The organism is Nonomuraea sp. LP-02 (assembly GCF_036289125.1).
Lineage (GTDB): Bacteria > Actinomycetota > Actinomycetes > Streptosporangiales > Streptosporangiaceae > Nonomuraea > Nonomuraea bangladeshensis.
This window is the reverse complement of sequence record NZ_JAXCLK010000001.1, coordinates 7,657,952-7,674,415: the sequence shown is the minus strand read 5'-3', so window position 1 is coordinate 7,674,415 and position 16,464 is coordinate 7,657,952. Positions and strand designations below refer to the sequence as shown.

Sequence of the window (16,464 nt, the reverse complement as noted above, 5' to 3'; positions counted from 1 at the left end):
CGCCTGCCACTGGGGCCCGCCGACGGTGAGACGCCGACGACCGGACCACGGGGTCGCGGCGGCATACTGGAAGTGTGACCTATCTAGCTGCAGGTGATGTGAGTCCGGGTCTGCTCGGCTTCGTCGTCGTGGCCCTCATCGGCTTCGCCCTCTACTTCCTGATCAAGTCCATGAACAAGCAGATGGCGAAGATCGAGGTGCCGCGGGCGGGCGACACGCGCGACACGGACGACAAGAAGGCCGAGTAGATGCCGATCGAGATCGTCGACAACTCGTCGGAGAGCCGTTTCGAGATCCTGGTGGACGGCAAGGTCGCCGGGTTCGCCGACTACCGCCTGCTGCCCACCAAGGTCGTCTTCACACACACCGAGGTCTCCCCCCTGTACGAAGGCCAGGGCCTGGCCGGCCGGCTCGTCGACCACGCCCTGCGCGTCAGCGCCGACACCGGTCTGCGGGTCGTGCCGCTGTGCCCCTACGTGGCGAAGTACATCGAGCGCCACCCGGAGTTCGCGAACCTCGTGGACGCCACCGACTGAGACACCACCGGGTGCTCACTCGGCGGGCGTCCAGGCCCGTTCCAGCGCCTCCGGCAGCCCCCACCAGCCGAGCGGCGTGAGCACCCCGCCGGCGTCCACGATGCCGAGGCACACCCACAGCGGCACCACGGACGCGAAGAAGCCCTCGGTCGCCTCCAGCTCCTCCTCGTCCGGCTCCTCGCTCTCGATGTCCTCCGACTCGGCGATGAGGCGGGCGATCCGCTCCGGCGAGGCGAGCACCCCCGGCCCCAGCCGGGCCAGCGCCGTCACGGCCGCGAGCCAGTCGGCGTGCTGGATGGCGCACAGGTTGGCGAGGGTGAGGTCCTCCTCGCTGAGCCGCCGTTCGAGGTCGGCGAACTCCACCAGCTCGTCCCCGCTCTCCGGCAGGTCCGAGATCGGGCCCGCGACGCCGGCCGCCACCGCCAGCCACAGCTCGCGGTCGTCGCGGGGCATCGGCCGGTCGTCGAGCCCCGCGCAGGCGCGCAGCACGTTCGCCGGGTAGCCGGGCTCGGCCAGCAGCTCGCGCAGGCGCGCCCCGGCCGCGTCCAGCTCGGCGGCGGGCGGCTCGGGCCGGCGCGGCAGGTCGCCGAGTATGCGGCGCAGCTCCGCCAGCGCGAACGCCTCCTCCTCGTCCCAGGCGGCGAACAGCTCCTCGTCCTGCTCGTCGTTGACCGCCTGCTCGGGGGTCCGGCCGTCGGGCAGCGGCGTGGCCAGCCAGCGCTCCTGCAGTTCCTCGTACGCCGCCCGCGCCTCGGGATCGCCCCCGGCCAGCGCGTCGGGGTCGATCTCGCCGGCCGCGACCCGCTCCTCCAGGTGGGCGACCAGCCGCCGGTGCATCTCGGCCGCCACCGGCCCGCGTTCGTCCTCCTCGGGCCAGACGAAGTAGCCGGGCGTCATCAGGATCGGTTCGGTGCCCGTGGACTCCAGCCAGCGCTGCACGTCGCCGACCGTGGCCACACCCGTCTCGATCGAGCCGAGCGCCGCCTTGGCGGACTCCCAGAACGCCCGTGACAGCGGGTTGCCGGCCGCGAGCATCGCCCGCCGCAGATCGGGCAGCGCCACCAGCGCCACGCCCGAGGGCACGGCGAGCAGCGCTCTGGCGACGTCCCTGCGCGTCAGGCCGCCCGCCGGCCGGTGGGCGAGCGCGCAGACGAAATCCACATCCACCCTCCGTAACCTACGCCGCCCGGGGCCACGGCGCTGGCGGTCACCGGAGTCCTCGGGCCCGCGGTTTAGGGTGGTCCGAGGAGGTCGTGATGAACCACTTGGCAGGCTCCACCAGCCCCTACCTGCTCCAGCACGCCGGCAACCCGGTCGACTGGTGGCCGTGGGGCGAGGAGGCGTTCGCGGAGGCCCGGCGGCGGGACGTGCCGCTGCTCATCAGCGTCGGCTACTCGGCCTGCCACTGGTGCCACGTGATGGCCCATGAGAGCTTCGAGGACCCCGGCACCGCGCGGCTCATGAACGAGCACTTCGTCAACGTCAAGGTCGACCGCGAGGAGCGGCCGGACGTCGACGCCGTCTACATGGGCGCCACGCAGGCCATGACCCGCCAGGGCGGCTGGCCGATGACGGTGTTCGCGACGCCGGACGGTCATCCGTTCTACTGCGGCACCTACTTCCCGCGCCCCCACTTCCAGCGCCTGCTGCAGGAGGTCCACAGGGTGTGGACGGGCGACCGGGAGTCGGTGCTCAGCCAGGGGGCGAAGGTCGTCGAGGCGCTCAACGACAACACCGCCCTGCCCTCCGGCCCGCTGCCCGGCGCGGAGACGCTCGCGCGGGCGATGGACAACCTGCGGGAGTCGTTCGACCCGGTCCGTGGTGGTTTCGGCGGCGCGCCGAAGTTCCCGCCGTCCATGGTGCTGGAGTTCCTGCTGCGCTCGGGCGAGCGCGAGATGAGCGCGCGGACGCTGGAGGCCATGGCCCGCGGCGGCATCTACGACCAGCTCGGCGGCGGCTTCGCCCGCTACAGCGTGGACGCCGGCTGGGTCGTCCCCCACTTCGAGAAGATGCTGTACGACAACGCGCTCCTGCTGCGCGTCTACACCCACTGGTGGAAGGCGGGCGGCGGCGACCTCGCCCGGCGCGTGGCACTGGAGACGGCCGACTGGCTGCTGCGCGAGATGACCACCCCCGAGGGCGGCTTCGCCTCGGCGCTCGACGCCGACAGCGAGGGCGTCGAGGGCAGGTTCTACGTCTGGACGCCCGACCAGCTCGGCGAGGTCCTGGGCGCGGACGACGGGCGATGGGCGACCGGGCTGTTCGAGGTCACCGGCACCTTCGAGCACGGCACGTCGGTGCTGCAGCTCCCGCGCGACCCCGACGACCCCGCGCGCTACGAGCGCGTACGCGAGCGGCTGCTGGCGGCCAGGGATCGCCGCGTGCGCCCCGGCCGCGACGACAAGGTCGTGGCCTCCTGGAACGGCCTGGCCATCGCGGCGCTCGCCGAGACAGGCGTGGTGTTCGAGCGGCCCGACCTGGTGGCCGCCGCAGAACGCGCGGCGGAGCTGCTGGCCCGCGTCCACGTGGTGGACGGCCGGCTGCTGCGCACGTCCAGGGACGGCCGGGCGGGAGCGAACGCCGGGGTGCTGGAGGACCACGCCAACCTGGCCGAGGGCCTGATCGCCCTCTACGGCGTCACCGGCGAGGCCCGGTGGCTGCGGCTGGCGGGCACGCTGCTCGACGTCGTGCTCGATCGCTTCGCCGACGGCAAGGGCGGCTTCTACGACACGGCGGACGACGCCGAGCGGCTGTTCCAGCGGCCCCAGGACCCGACGGACAACGCCACCCCGTCCGGCCAGTTCGCGGCGGCCGGCGCCCTGCTGTCGTACGCGGCGCTGACCGGCTCGGCCCGGCACCGTCAGGCCGCCGAGGCGGCGCTCGGCACGGTGTCGGTGCTGGCCCCGGGGCACGCGCGCTTCGCCGGCTGGGGCCTCGCCGTGGCGCGGGCGGCGCTGGACGGGCCAGCGGAGGTGGCGATCGTGGGCGCGCCCGACGATCCCCGGCGCGCGGCGCTGCACCGGGCGGCGCTGCTGGCCGACGTGCCGGGGCTGGTGGTCGCGCTCGGCGACGGCGACGCCCCCATGCGGGGCGGCACGGGCGAGGCGCTGGCCCCCGCCGAGGGCGTGTTCCCCGCCCTGCTGGAGGGGCGCGGCCCGATCGACGAGGCGCCCGCGGCCTACGTGTGCCGCGGCTTCACCTGCCGCCTCCCGGTGACCACCGTGGACGACCTGCGCGCCCAGCTGACAGGCGACTGACCCCGGCCGCATGGCCACCGCCGGCACCGCAGCAGCGGCCCAGGCCCGCTCAGCCGCCGGGCGTGCTCAGTTGTCGGGCGTGCTCGGTTGTCGGGGGACCGTGCGGTCGGAGCCGTTGCCGGGGGTCTGGTCGTTGCGGGTGAAGGGCTGGTCGGACTCCTGGGAGGACGGCGGGTCCGACTGCTCGGACTGGTCGCCGCGTCTGCCGAAGTCGTTCTGGCCGTTCTGGTCGTTGCGGCCGTCCTGGACGCTGTCGCCGGGGCTCTCGCCGGTCGGCCAGCCGTCGGAGGACGGCTCGTCAGGCTCGGTCGACGGGATGGTCCAGCCGTCGTCGGACGGCGGCGAAATGTCCTGCTGCGGCTCGTCCCCCCGGTCGTCACGGAAGGGGGAGTAGTCGTCCCAGCCGTAGTCGGACGGCTCGGGGAACTCCTCGACCGGCTTGCCCGCCATCGCCTCGGTCATGAACGCCCGCCAGATCTGCGCGGGGAGCTGCCCGCCGAACTGGGTGCCGTAGCCGGGGACCGTCACGGTCTTGTTGTCGTCGCGGAACATGTTGACCGCGACCGCGAGCTGCGGCGTGAACCCGTTGAACCAGACCGAGCGGGAGTCGTCCGTGGTGCCGGTCTTGCCGGCCACCGGACGGTCGTAGAGGCGGGCGGCGGTGCCGGTGCCGTATTTGACGACCTGCTGCATCGCGTACGTCGTGTCGGCCGCGGCCTGCTCGCCGATCACCTTCGTCGAGACCGGCTCGACGACCTCCTTGTGCCCCTCGCCGTCGGTGACCGACTTGAGCACGTGCGCCTCCACGTGCACGCCCTTGTTGGCGAACGTGGAGAAGCCGGAGGCGTTCTGGACGGCGCTGACCGAGGAGACGCCGAGCGGGAAGGAGGCCGCGTCCTTCTGGGTGAGCTGGGCGGCCGGGATGCCGGCCTTCTCGGCGGTCTGGGCCACCTTGTCCAGGCCGACCTTCTGCCCGAGGTCCACGAACGCGGTGTTGACCGAGTTCTGGGTGGCCTGGACCAGGTCGATGCGCCCGTAGGAGCGCCCGCTGTCGTTGGGGATGGGCTTGTCGGCCGAGGCCACCCGCAGCGGCGAGTTGCCGTCGACCTGGGTGGACAGGTCGAAGCCGTTGTCGAGCGCGGCGGCCAGGGTGTACGGCTTGAACGTCGAGCCCGCCATGACCTTGGCCGAGAAGGCGTTGTCGTAGGAGTAGCGCTCGGGGTCGCCACCGTAGAAGGCGACCACCTCGCCGGTCGCGGGATCGACGGCGGCCAGCCCGGTGCGCACCTTCTGTGAGGTGCCGTCCGGGATCGTCGCCTTGACCGCCCGCTCGGCGGCCGTCATGAGCTTCTTGTCGAAGGTCGAGACGATCTTCAGCCCGCCGCTGTTGATCTCCTCGTCGGTGTAGCCGCGCCGGTTGAGCTCGTCGGTGACCTGCTGGAGCATGTAGCGGGCCTGGCCCTTGAGCTCGAACGGCTTCTTCGGCGCGACCAGCTCGGGGAACTTCTGGGCGGCAGCCTCCGCGGCGCTCAGCGCGCCGGTATCGCGCATGGCGTCGATCACCGACTTCCAGCGGTAGCGCGCCGCCTGCAGGTCGGCGCCCTCGGGGTCGGCGAAACGGCTGGGCTGCTGGATGACGGCGGCCAGGTAGGCGCCCTCGGCCACGTCGAGGTCCTCGACGTCCTTGCCGAAGTAGGCGCGGGCGGCCGACTGCACGCCGTTGGCGCCGCGGCCGAAGTAGATCGTGTTGAGATACTGCTCCAGCACCCAGTCCTTCGGCTTGGACTGATCGACCTTCATCGCGATCAGGATCTCTTTGAACTTGCGGGTGACCGAGCGTTCCTGGCTGAGGCCGCTGTAGTAGTTGCGGACGAGCTGCTGGGTGATGGTCGAGCCGCCCTGGAGCTGCTGCCCGGTCACGGTGGACCACAGGGCGCGCGCGGTGCCCTTGGCCGAGACGCCGCCGTCCTCGTAGAACGAGCGGTTCTCGGCCGCGATGACGGCCTCGCGCACGTGCTGCGGCACCTTGTCCAGCTCGACCACCTTGCGGTCGACGCCCTGCCGGGCGAGGACGGTCTTGCCGTCGCGGTAATAGATCACCGAGCCCTGCGCGGTGGCCTGTTTCTGGGTGGTGTCGGGAATAGGAGTCATGGCCCACGCGACGGCGAAAAGGCCGACGAGTACGAGGATTCCCGCTCCCGAACAAATCAGCAGAAGCCGAAGTATCCGCTTTTTCGGCATTCCGCCTCCTCCACCGCTCCGCACCTTCGACCCCCTAGTCGCAAGCCTGCAAGCTGGGCGAATGCCAAGGGTAAACGATCGATTTCGGTGCCCCGTCCCACAGCGATACTACGTCGAACGGCTCTCGCGACGCGGAACATCGGCGACCAAGGGCAGCACTCGGTAAGGAACCGGGGTGTCCAGGGCAATGATCGAATTAGTCCGCAACACGCCTTGGACATCCACTATTTGATCGATAACTCGCTGCAGATCCGCATTCGTCCGTGCGACCACCCGGCAGAGCAGATCGCTGGCGCCGGTGATCGTGTGCACCTCCAGCACCTCGGGGATGCGCGCCAGCCGGTCGGCGACCGGATCGTGCCCGGAGACCTGGCGGATCTCCATCGTGACGAAGGCGGTGACGCCGTAGCCGAGCGCGGCGGGCGACACGTCGGGGCCGAAACCGGTGATCACCCCGCGGGCGGCCAGCCGGTCGAGCCGGGCCTGTACGGTGCCGCGGGCCACCCCGAGGCGGCGCGAGCACTCCAGCACGCCCAGGCGGGGCTCGGCGGTCAGCAGGGCGATGAGCCGGGCGTCGAGGTCGTCGATCGTCGTCATGCTGTACAGAAGTAGCGGACAACTCCGCTCAACGCTAGGCAGATTGTCCACTCTTTCAAGTAACTCTTGCGCAACTCGTCCAGACATATCGAGAGTTGGGGGCATGAGCGATGTTTTTCCGGTCAACGGCATGGACGCCGTCGTGTTCGCGGTGGGCAACGCCCGCCAGGCGGCCCACTACTACTCCACCGCGTTCGGGATGAAGCTGGTGGCCTATCGGGGGCCGGAGAACGGCAGCCCCGAGACGGCCGCGTACGTGCTCACCTCGGGCAGCGCCACCTTCGAGTTCCGCGCCTCGATCCGGCCGGGCACCGATCTGGCGCGCCACGTGGCCGAGCACGGCGACGGGGTGATCGACCTGGCCATCCAGGTGCCCGACGTGGAGGCCGCCTACCTGCACGCCGTCGAGCAGGGGGCGAAGGGGCTGGAGGAGCCGTACACGCTGGAGGACGAGCACGGCAAGGTGATGCTGGCGGCCATCGCGACGTACGGCGAGACGCGGCACACGCTCGTCGACCGCGCCAACTACAGCGGCCCCTACCTGCCCGGCTATGTCCCCGCCGAGCCGCTGGTCGCCCCGCCCGCGACCCGGACCGGCCGGCTCTTCCAGGCGGTCGACCACTGCGTCGGCAACGTCGAGCTGGGCAAGATGGACGAGTGGGTGGAGTTCTACCGCAAGGTCATGGGCTTCACCAACATGGCCGAGTTCATCGGCGACGACATCGCGACCGAGTACTCCGCGCTCATGTCGAAGGTCGTGGCCGACGGCACCCGCAAGGTCAAGTTCCCGCTCAACGAGCCGGCCGTCAGCCGCAAGAAGTCGCAGATCGACGAGTACCTCGAGTTCTACGGCGGCCCCGGCGTGCAGCACATCGCGCTCGCCACCAACGACATCATCACCACGGTCGACCACATGAGGGCGGCCGGGGTGCGCTTCCTCGACACGCCGGACTCGTACTACGACGACCCCGAGCTGCGCGAGCGCATCGGGCAGGTGCGGGCGCCGATCGAGGAGCTGAAGAAGCGCCGCATCCTGGTGGACCGCGACGAGGACGGCTACCTGCTGCAGATCTTCACCCAGCCGGTGCAGGACCGGCCCACCGTGTTCTTCGAGCTGATCGAGCGGCACGGCTCGCTCGGGTTCGGCAAGGGCAACTTCAAGGCCCTCTTCGAGGCCATCGAGCGCGAGCAGGAACGCAGGGGCAACCTTTAGTTTGTCGCGACGTGTCCCGGGCGATCAGAAGACCATGGGACCGTCGCCACCGTTAGGCCCGAGGACGCCGCCGCATGTCCGTGCGGCGGCGTCCTCGTCACGTACCCCGTTGAACCCTCCCGTACGAGAACCCGCAGACCAGGCCCTGTCGCAGCCAGTGCCTTACGGAGCGTAATATTCTGGTCACGGATCGAAGGGGGCTGATTCGGGGATGCGTTACGATAGGCGCTCACTCGCGGTCTTGATGGCGCTGGCCGGCGCGCTCGCCTGCACAGCGGCCGACCAGCCGCCCCCGTCCACCGACCCCACGGCCGCCGCGATCGCCGACGGCCGCGCGGGCGCCCCCGGCATCGGCGACCCCGCCTTCCCCCTGGACGGCAACGGCGGCTACGACGTCGCCCACTACGCCATCGCCATCGACTACACACCCGCCGACAGGCAACTGCGCGGCGTCACCACCGTCACCGCCGCCGCCACCCAGGACCTGTCCAGCTTCGACCTCGACCTGACCGGCTACAACGTCAGCGGTGTCACCGTCGACGACGAGGCCGCCACCTTCAGCCGGCAGGGCCAGGAGCTCAGGATCCGGCCGGCACGCCCGATCTCCGACGACGACCGCTTCACCGTCCGGGTGTCCTACGCCGGCACCCCGCAGCCGGTCGTCAACTCCGCCAACCTCGGCACCTACGGCTTCATCCCGACCCGCGACGGCGCGTTCGTCACCGCCGAGCCCGACGGCGCCAAGACCTGGTTCCCGTCCAACGACCACCCCGCCGACAAGGCCACCTTCGACTTCGCGATCACCGTGCCCGCCGGGCTCACCGCCCTGGCCAACGGCGAGCTGAGCGGCCGGCCCACCACCGTCGGCGGCAAGACCACGTGGCGCTGGCACGAGAGGCAGCCGATGGCCACCTATCTCGCCACGGCCACGCTCGGCACGTTCGACCTGCGCGAGGGCCGCACCGCCGCCGGCATCCCGCTGCTGGCCGCCGTCGATCCGGCGTTCAAGAGCTCGCTCGACAAGCTCTACACCGTCTCCGGCGAGGTCACCGACTACTGGTCCACGGTCTTCGGCCCCTATCCGTTCGGCTCGACCGGCGGCGTCGTCGACGACTTCTCCACCGGCTACGCCCTGGAAAATCAGACCAAGCCGATGTACGGCGGCTTCGCCCCCGACGAGGCCATCATCGCCCACGAGCTGGCCCACCAGTGGTTCGGCGACAGCCTCAGCATCCGGCGCTGGAAGGACATCTGGCTCAACGAGGGCTTCGCCACCTACGCCGAGTGGCTGTGGGCCGAGCACAAGGGCACGGGCACCGCCGAGGCCATCTTCCAGCGCAATCACGCCCGCCCGGCCGGCGACCCGATCTGGGCCTACCCGCCGGGAAACGCCAAGCCCGACGACCTGTTCAACCAGTCCGTCTACACGCGCGGCGCGATGACCCTGCACGCCCTGCGCAAGGCCATCGGCGACGAGACGTTCTTCAAGCTGCTGCGCGCCTGGACCGCCGAGCACCGCTACGGCAACGTCACGACCGAGCAGTTCATCGCGCTCGCCGAGAAGATGTCGGGCAAGGACCTCGGCCCGCTCTTCGACGCCTGGCTCTTCCAGGCCCGCCGCCCCGCCTGACCAGGGCGGCAACGCTTTCCGTCGCCCGGCCCAAGTAAAGGTGTAAGGCGAACGACGGAAAAGGAAGTGGCGGGCCATGCGCCTCAACGAGGACCCCGCGGCCTTCGAGGCCTTCTACCGCCGCCATGTGGACGCGGTGCTGAGGTTCGTGACCAGACGGGTGAGCGACCCGCACCTGGCCGCCGACCTCACGGCCGACATCTTCGTGGCGGTGCTGGACTCCGCGCACACCTACGTTCCCGGCCGCGGCAGCGAGGCCGCCTGGCTGTACGGCATCGCGCGCAACGTCGTGTCGGCCCAGCACCGGCGGGCGGCCCGGGAGTCCCGGGCCGGCAGCCGGCTGGCCGGTCGGCGGCTGATGGACGACGACGACCTCACCCGGATGGAGGAGCGGATCGACGCCGGGCGCCGGATGCGCCACGCCTGGGAGGCCCTGGCCGGGCTGCCCGAGGGCGAGCGCGCGGTGCTGGAGCTCGTCGCGATCGACCAGCTCAGCCTCAAGGAGGCCGCCGCGGCACTCGGGATCCGTCAGGTGACCGCCCGGGTCAGGTTGCACCGGGCCAGACGAGCCCTGCGAGACGTCGCTTCGCCGGCATCCGTGTACCTGGAAGGACAGGCATGAGCAGCTTCGAGGAGCGCCTTCTCAGTGCACTCAAGACGGAGATCACCACGAGAACGGCGGACGACATGATGACGAGCACTCCCCCCGCCCGGAGCGAGCGGCGGCACGGACGGCGGCTGGCGGTGGCCGTCGCGGGTGTGGCGGCGGCGGCCGCCGCGGTCGTGACGCTGAACGCGACCGTGTTCCAAGGGCCCGCGTACGCGGTCACCCAGGCGCCGGACGGGACGGTCAGCGTCCGGATCAGCGCCTTCACCGACCCCGGCGGGCTGGAGGCCGAGCTGGGCCGCCACGGCGTCAAGGCGGTCGTGGACTACCTGCCCGAGGGGCAGACGTGCCGGCCGGAACGCGGCCGGCCGGGCGGCCCGCACGGCCGCTTCAGCAGCGACATCCGGCGGGACGGGGACGCGATCTCCTTCTCCATCACGGAGGGTCAGGTGCCGGCCGGGTCGACGCTCGTCCTGGCCGTGACCAAGGGCCCCGACGGCGACCGTGGCATGCCGTCCGCGACCTCGCTCCAGGTGGTCGAGGGTGAGGTCGCGCCCTGCGCGGCCACCTCCCTGCCGCTGCCGTCACCCGGACCGGGCGGCACGGACGACGGCGCCGGCTTCACCACGCGCGAGGACGACGGCTCCGGCCCCACGACCCGTGAGGACGGCGGCTCCGGCCTCGTCACACGCGAGAACGACGGCTCCGACGATCCGGCCCAGCGCACCGAGTGAGACCCTCACCGCCGCTCCGGCCCCGCCGGGGCGGCGGTCAGGCCGGGCCGGCCCCGCCGGGGCGGCGGTCAGGCCGGGCCGGACGTGCTGGAGAAGACCAGGACGGAGGCGGTGAACCCGTGGACGTGGTTGTGCCCGGCGACCGGCCCGACCTCCCCGGCCGCGAAGAAACCCGCCACCCCGATCGGCCCGAGCGTGTCGCGCAGCGCGACGGGGTCGTGGTCGGCGGTGCCGAACATGGCCGAGCCGCGCCCGTTGCAGGAGAACAGCAGCGCCCCGTCGACCCGGCCGAGCTGCTCGCGGTGGGCGTCCAGGACGTCGTACAGGTCCTCGTCGGCGGTGGCGGCGTCACGCACCTGGAAGCGTACGGTCCGGCCGACCTCCACGATGTCGCCGATGGCGACGGCCTCGCGTTCGGGGTCGATGCCGATCACACCGCGGATGAGGAAGTCGCCGCGTTCGTGGCGCTCGGCGTACTCGTCCATGGCGATGCCGATCTGCAGCCCGGCGGCGACGAGCTCGCGGTCGTCCTCGTCTAGGTCGCTGACGATGTCCTCAAGCCGGGCCAGCGCGGGCTGCCCGGCCAGTTCGAGCAGCAGGTTCTCCTCGGACGCGGTCACCACCATGCTGGGGCCGATCGGCCGGCAGCCCTGGCTGACGACGGTGCTGACCTGCAGCGGCCCGCCGAGCAGGACGCCGATCGCGCCTTCCAGATAGACCTTGCCGTCCGCGAACAACCTGACCGAGCCCCGCCCCTGCAGGCCGTTGGCCAGCCCGCCGATGAGCGGGAGGTCTCCCAGCACGTCCACCGAACGTTCGACGAAGGCGTCAGTAGGAAAGCTGTACGGGTCGGCCAGCAGGATCGCCACATGGTCGTCGGCGCTGCGCTCGGGCACCCCGACGACCACGAACTTGTCCTCGGCCGCCAGCGTGTCCAGCGCGAACGTGGTGAGTCTCGCCCCTTCCAAGGTCGCCGCCCAGGCGCTCACGGCGGGCGTCAGTTCCACCCCCTGCCCGTCACCGATCACCCCCGTGGCGCTGCAACCGATCACGTGCGCACCGGGCGCGAGCTCCATCGCGGCCTGTCCGGCCCTCGCGACGTCGTCGGGATCGTCGCCGCAGATGAAGAAGCAGACCAGGTCGGCTTGGCCGCTGAGCCTCGACAGGGCCCGGCCGACGGCGTTCTGCGCGGCCACCACCAGGTCGGAACCCACGGCGAGGCCGTCGGCGAAGCGACTCGTCATCAAGGCCACACGTCTCGCCTCCCTCAACATGTCCAAGTTCCCTAGGTCCGGATTCTCCCCACTAAAGGGACAAGCACGCACACGAACCGTCACTCAATAGTCAAGATCCGAAATCTCCCCTGGTTGTGGAAGGCCCTGCCACATTCCCCTCAAGGGACGTAGTCTCGATCCCGTGCATCAGCCACAGCCACGAATTCTCCGCGAGCTGCGGGAGAGCGGACACGTCCACCGCACCGTGAAAGCCGAGGTCAGGGCGAACCTGCTGGCCAAGCTGCGGGCGGGCGAGCCACGGTTCCCCGGCATCGTCGGCTTCGACGAAACGGTCCTGCCGCATCTGGAGCGGGCCCTTCTCGCCGGACACGACCTGGTCCTCCTGGGCGAGCGCGGCCAGGGCAAGACCCGGCTCATCCGCACCGTCACCGGGCTGCTCGACGAATGGACGCCGGTGGTCGAGGGGTGCGAGATCAACGACCATCCGTACGCGCCGGTCTGCACGCGCTGCCGGACGATGGCGCGGGAGCTGGGCGAGGAGCTGCCGATCGCCTGGAAGCACCGCGACGAGCGCTACGGCGAGAAGCTGGCCACGCCCGACACCAGCGTGGGCGACCTGATCGGCGACATCGACCCCATCAAGATCGCCGAAGGCCGCACCCTCGGCGACCCCGAGACCGTCCACTACGGGCTCGTGCCACGTACCAACCGGGGCGTCTTCTCCGTCAACGAGCTGCCCGACCTGGCGGAACGCATCCAGGTGTCGCTGCTCAACGTGCTGGAGGAGCGCGACATCCAGGTCCGCGGCTACAACCTGCGCCTGCCGCTCGACATCCTGCTCATCGCCAGCGCCAACCCCGAGGACTACACCAACCGCGGCCGGATCATCACCCCGCTGAAGGACCGCTTCGGCGCCGAGATCCGCACCCACTACCCGCTGACCGTCGAGGACGAGCTCACGCTCATCCGCCAGGAGTCCGTCCCTGACATCGGGGCCGACATCCCCGAGCACCTGGTCGAGGTGATCGCCCGCTTCACCCGCCTCGTACGCGAGTCCACCGCCGTGGACGCCCGTTCCGGCGTCTCCGCGCGCTTCTCGATCGCCGCCGCCGAGACGGCCGCCGCCTCCGCGGTGCGCCGGTCGGCCATCGCGGGCGAGGAGCAGGCCGTCACCCGCGTGGTCGACCTGGCCTGCGTGGTCCACAGCCTGCGCGGCAAGGTGGAGTTCGAGGTCAGCGAGGAGGGCAGGGAGACCGAGATCCTGGCCCACCTGCTGCGCCGGGCGACGGCGGAGACGTTCCGCAACCGGCTGGGCGGCGCGGACCTGTCGGCGGTGACCGACAAGTTCGCCGAGGGCGGCCAGGTGGAGTCCGGCGAGCTGGTCCCGGCCGGCGAGCTGCTGCACCGCATGGGTCCGGTGACCGGCCTCGCCAAGATCATGTCGAGGCTGGGCATGGGCGCGGGCGAGGAGTCCCCCGGGCACGCGGCGGCGGCGCTGGAGTTCGCGCTGGAGGGGCTCTACCTCATGCGGCGCCTGTCGAAGGAGGACCTCGACGGAACGGCCGTCTATCGCACGTGAACACGGGCGCGTTTTCCCGCGTCAAAATGGGTGACTGATCGTTCCTGACGGGGGAGCCACCCATGCGCCGTTCGCTTGCCTGCGCCACCGCCGCCGTACTCACCGCGGGCGCCTTCGCCGTGCCCGCGCGGGCCACCACGCCCAGCACCTCGCCCAAGGTCGCGTACGGCTACGCCTGGCCCGACGGCAAGGGTCACCTCCGGATCGTGCCGAAGTCGGCCGCGCTCGTGAAGCAGCAGGGCTTCCTCGGCTACCGGCTCACGACGCTCGCCGGGGCCAAGGAGGTCCGGCTCGACTACACCAGGGCCGCCGTCGGCCGGGTGACCGTGGCCTGCGACCTGAAGGAGACCGAGGGGCAGGTCGCGCTCGACGCGAAGGGGCTCGGCCGCACCCGGTGCAAGCCTGCCGACCTGGCCGCCTCGCTGGGGCGCGGGGCGACGCCGATGCGCGTGGAGTACCAGGACGGGCGGGCCGTGCGGGTCAACGAGATCCTGATCTCCAACTGGCCGAACTCGCGCACCGCGCGCGGCACGATCGAGCGGGTGGACGACCGTACGGTGCTGTTCGCTACGGGCGGGAAGACGTACAAACTGGGTTACTCCTACATGACGTACTTCTACCGGACCACGGCCCGCTGCAAGGACGGCTGGCTGGCGGGGCGGCCGGTCAACGCCGACCGCAACGGTCTGGGCAAGCGGGCGTGCGGCCCGGACGACCTGGCCAGAGCCCTGCGCTCGGTCGAGCACCCCGTGCTCGCGAAGCTGCGCTTCTCGCCGGAGGTCGGCGGCGTCGACGAGGTCTGGGAGGTCTACGGGGACGCGTAGGACCGACCCCGCAGCGAAAACGGGCATTCCGGGTTAGCGTGGTGGGGTGATGGCCTACCGCTATGGCGAGTACCACGACGGCCCCGACCCTCTCGCTCCCCCCTACGACGTACGGGCGGCGCTGGACGAGATGGGCGACGCGATCCTGTCGGGCTCGACGCCGGTTCACGCCCTGCGCGACCTGCTCAAGCGCGGCCTGCCCGGCGCGCAGGACCGGCGCGGCCTCGACGACATGCTCAGGGAGGTCCGGCGGCGCCGCCGTGACCTGCGCGAGCGCGGGCGGCTGGACGGCACGCTGGAGAAGGCGCGGGCGCTGCTGGACAAGGCCATCGGGCAGGAACGGGCCGAGCTGTTCCCCGACCCGTCCGACGACGCGCGGATGCGGGAGGCGGGGCTCGACGCGCTCCCCGACGACACCGCGAGCGCCATCCAGGAGCTGAGCACGTACGACTGGCGCTCCGGCGCCGCCCGCCAGACCTTCGAGGAGCTGCGCGGCCTGCTGCGCCGCGAGGTCCTCGACACCCAGTTCCGCGGGCTCCGCGACGCCCTGGCCAACCCCGACCCGGAGGCCATGGAGCGCGTCCGCCAGATGATGGCGGACCTCAACGACATGCTGGACAGGGACGCCCGCGGCCAGCACACCCAGGCCGACTTCGCCGCGTTCATGGACAAGTACGGCGACCTGTTCCCCGAGAAGCCCCGCAACCTCGAAGAACTGGTCGACATCCTGGCCCGCCGCGCCGCCGCCACGCAGCGCATGCTGGCCTCGATGACGCCGCGCCAGCGCGAGGAGCTGAGCAACCTCATCAACCAGACGCTGGAGCAGGCCGGGCTGTCGGACCAGATGCGCCGCCTCGGCGAGGCCCTGTACGCCCGCCGCCCCGACCTGGCCTGGAACGCCCCCGAACGCCTCACCGGCGAGGAGCCGCTCGGCATGGGCGACGCGGTGACCGCGCTGGAGGAGCTGGCCGACCTGACCCAGCTCGAAACGGCGCTGCGCCAGGACTATCCGGGCGCGCGGCTCGACGACGTCGACGAGGCCGCCGTACGCCGCGCGCTCGGCCGCTCCGCCGTGGACGACCTGGAGGCGCTCAAGCGCATCGAACGCGAGCTGGAGGAGCAGGGCTACCTGCTGCGCCGCCGCGGCAAGCTGGAGCTGACCCCGAAGGCGGTGCGCCGGCTCGGCGAGACCGCGCTGCGCCGGGTGTTCTCCTCGCTGGACGCGGGCCGGCGCGGCGACCACGACCAGCACGACGCCGGCTCGGCGGGAGAGCTCACGGGCTCGTCGCGGCCGTGGCGGTTCGGCGACGAGCAGCCGATCGACGTGGTCCGCACCCTGGTCAACGGCGTACGGCGGGGCGGGGTGGCATCAGGGGGCGGCGCGGCGGTGCGCCTGTCCGTGGACGACTTCGAGGTGGCCGAGACCGAACGCCGGACGGCCGCGGCGGTGTGCCTGCTGGTGGACCTGTCGTACTCGATGGCCCTGCGGGGCACCTGGGCCGCCGCCAAGCAGACCGCACTCGCCCTGCAGGCGCTGGTGGCCTCGAAGTTCCCGCAGGACGCCGTGCAGATCATCGGCTTCTCCAACTACGCGCGGGTGCTGCAGCCGGACGAGCTGGCCGGGCTCGACTGGGACATGGTCCAGGGCACCAACCTGCACCACGCCCTGCTGATCGCCGGCCGCCACCTCGACCGCCATCCCGACTTCGAGCCGGTGGTGCTGGTCGTCACCGACGGCGAGCCGACCGCGCACCTCATGCGCAACGGCCGCTCCGCCTTCGAGTGGCCGCCGTCGCACGAGACGCTGGAGCTCACCCTGGCCGAGATCGACAAGATGACCCGGCGGCGGGCCACGCTCAACGTCTTCATGCTGGCCGCCGACGACCGGCTGAAGGAGTTCGTGGACGAGGTCGCGCGCCGCAACGGCGGCCGGGTGTTCTCGCCGAGCGCCGAGCGGCTGGGCGAGTACGTCGTCAGCGACTTCCTCCGGGTGCGCCGCGCCCGCTGACTT

Annotated in this window: 14 protein-coding genes; 10 read left to right on the top strand and 4 right to left on the bottom strand. The window is 71.5% G+C overall.

Features of this window, described 5'->3' with window-relative positions; genetic code table 11:
* Nucleotides 1-98: 98 nt before the first annotated feature.
* Together SMD20_RS36030 and SMD20_RS36025 are read left to right on the top strand one after the other, a co-directional pair.
* Nucleotides 99-248 carry a hypothetical protein gene (locus SMD20_RS36030; RefSeq protein ID WP_329589863.1) on the top strand — a complete coding sequence of 50 codons (150 nt, stop codon included), beginning with the start codon at nt 99-101 and terminating at the stop codon, nt 246-248.
* Entirely contained in the window at nt 249-536 is a 288-nt protein-coding gene (locus tag SMD20_RS36025; protein WP_329589862.1) for a GNAT family N-acetyltransferase, read from the top strand.
* Between the two features lie 15 nt (nt 537-551).
* On the opposite strand, the gene SMD20_RS36020 is transcribed toward SMD20_RS36025, so the two are convergent.
* A complete protein-coding gene (locus tag SMD20_RS36020) occupies nt 552-1,703 on the bottom strand; it encodes a hypothetical protein (protein ID WP_329589861.1) in 1,152 nt (383 codons plus the stop codon).
* A gap of 89 nt (nt 1,704-1,792) precedes the next feature.
* On the opposite strand from SMD20_RS36020, the gene SMD20_RS36015 reads away from it, so the two are divergent.
* Complete coding sequence (locus SMD20_RS36015; RefSeq protein ID WP_329589860.1) at nt 1,793-3,793, top strand: thioredoxin domain-containing protein; 2,001 nt, start codon at nt 1,793-1,795, stop codon at nt 3,791-3,793.
* A gap of 66 nt (nt 3,794-3,859) precedes the next feature.
* Here the strand turns inward: SMD20_RS36015 and SMD20_RS36010 are convergent, their stop codons facing one another.
* Together SMD20_RS36010 and SMD20_RS36005 are read right to left on the bottom strand one after the other, a co-directional pair.
* Nucleotides 3,860-5,944: a transglycosylase domain-containing protein gene (locus SMD20_RS36010; protein ID WP_329589858.1), complete on the bottom strand. Its 2,085-nt coding sequence runs from the start codon at nt 5,942-5,944 to the stop codon at nt 3,860-3,862.
* A gap of 198 nt (nt 5,945-6,142) precedes the next feature.
* Nucleotides 6,143-6,631: an Lrp/AsnC family transcriptional regulator gene (locus tag SMD20_RS36005; protein ID WP_091087113.1), complete on the bottom strand. Its 489-nt coding sequence runs from the start codon at nt 6,629-6,631 to the stop codon at nt 6,143-6,145.
* Between the two features lie 103 nt (nt 6,632-6,734).
* Between SMD20_RS36005 and hppD the strand changes: the two genes are divergently transcribed.
* From hppD to SMD20_RS35985, 4 genes are all read left to right on the top strand, one after another.
* Nucleotides 6,735-7,844, top strand: coding sequence for a 4-hydroxyphenylpyruvate dioxygenase (hppD, locus tag SMD20_RS36000; protein WP_329589854.1), 1,110 nt, complete (start codon nt 6,735-6,737; stop codon nt 7,842-7,844).
* Nucleotides 7,845-8,055: 211 nt separating this feature from the next.
* On the top strand, nt 8,056-9,474 hold the full coding sequence (locus SMD20_RS35995; RefSeq protein ID WP_329589852.1) for a M1 family metallopeptidase: 1,419 nt from the start codon (nt 8,056-8,058) through the stop codon (nt 9,472-9,474).
* 76 nt (nt 9,475-9,550) lie between these two features.
* Nucleotides 9,551-10,096, top strand: a complete 546-nt coding sequence (locus SMD20_RS35990; protein WP_329589850.1) for an RNA polymerase sigma factor — start codon at nt 9,551-9,553, stop codon at nt 10,094-10,096.
* Nucleotides 10,093-10,815, top strand: coding sequence for a hypothetical protein (locus SMD20_RS35985; protein ID WP_329589848.1), 723 nt, complete (start codon nt 10,093-10,095; stop codon nt 10,813-10,815). Before SMD20_RS35990 ends, SMD20_RS35985 begins: the two co-directional genes overlap by 4 nt.
* 68 nt (nt 10,816-10,883) lie before the next feature.
* Here the strand turns inward: SMD20_RS35985 and SMD20_RS35980 are convergent, their stop codons facing one another.
* Complete coding sequence (locus SMD20_RS35980; RefSeq protein WP_329589846.1) at nt 10,884-12,059, bottom strand: FIST signal transduction protein; 1,176 nt, start codon at nt 12,057-12,059, stop codon at nt 10,884-10,886.
* A gap of 172 nt (nt 12,060-12,231) precedes the next feature.
* Between SMD20_RS35980 and SMD20_RS35975 the strand changes: the two genes are divergently transcribed.
* From SMD20_RS35975 to SMD20_RS35965, 3 genes are all read left to right on the top strand, one after another.
* Nucleotides 12,232-13,629 (top strand): sigma 54-interacting transcriptional regulator, encoded by a 1,398-nt coding sequence (locus SMD20_RS35975; RefSeq protein ID WP_329589844.1) that lies wholly within the window; start codon nt 12,232-12,234, stop codon nt 13,627-13,629.
* Between the two features lie 62 nt (nt 13,630-13,691).
* Nucleotides 13,692-14,453, top strand: a complete 762-nt coding sequence (locus tag SMD20_RS35970) for a hypothetical protein (RefSeq protein ID WP_329589842.1) — start codon at nt 13,692-13,694, stop codon at nt 14,451-14,453.
* Between the two features lie 49 nt (nt 14,454-14,502).
* Entirely contained in the window at nt 14,503-16,461 is a 1,959-nt protein-coding gene (locus SMD20_RS35965) for a vWA domain-containing protein (protein WP_329589840.1), read from the top strand.
* The last annotated feature ends 3 nt before the right edge of the window (nt 16,462-16,464 follow it).

Bases quoted from the DNA above. Each gene is read 5' to 3' on its own strand.
- hppD (WP_329589854.1), top strand. From the start codon at position 6,735: ATGAGCGATGTTTTTCCGGTCAACGGCATGGACGCCGTCGTGTTCGCG.
- SMD20_RS36005 (WP_091087113.1), bottom strand. From the start codon at position 6,631: ATGACGACGATCGACGACCTCGACGCCCGGCTCATCGCCCTGCTGACC.
- SMD20_RS35990 (WP_329589850.1), top strand. From the start codon at position 9,551: ATGCGCCTCAACGAGGACCCCGCGGCCTTCGAGGCCTTCTACCGCCGC.
- SMD20_RS36025 (WP_329589862.1), top strand. From the start codon at position 249: ATGCCGATCGAGATCGTCGACAACTCGTCGGAGAGCCGTTTCGAGATC.
- SMD20_RS35985 (WP_329589848.1), top strand. From the start codon at position 10,093: ATGAGCAGCTTCGAGGAGCGCCTTCTCAGTGCACTCAAGACGGAGATC.
- SMD20_RS36015 (WP_329589860.1), top strand. From the start codon at position 1,793: ATGAACCACTTGGCAGGCTCCACCAGCCCCTACCTGCTCCAGCACGCC.
- SMD20_RS35995 (WP_329589852.1), top strand. From the start codon at position 8,056: ATGCGTTACGATAGGCGCTCACTCGCGGTCTTGATGGCGCTGGCCGGC.
- SMD20_RS35970 (WP_329589842.1), top strand. From the start codon at position 13,692: ATGCGCCGTTCGCTTGCCTGCGCCACCGCCGCCGTACTCACCGCGGGC.
- SMD20_RS36010 (WP_329589858.1), bottom strand. From the start codon at position 5,944: ATGACTCCTATTCCCGACACCACCCAGAAACAGGCCACCGCGCAGGGC.
- SMD20_RS35965 (WP_329589840.1), top strand. From the start codon at position 14,503: ATGGCCTACCGCTATGGCGAGTACCACGACGGCCCCGACCCTCTCGCT.
- SMD20_RS35980 (WP_329589846.1), bottom strand. From the start codon at position 12,059: ATGACGAGTCGCTTCGCCGACGGCCTCGCCGTGGGTTCCGACCTGGTG.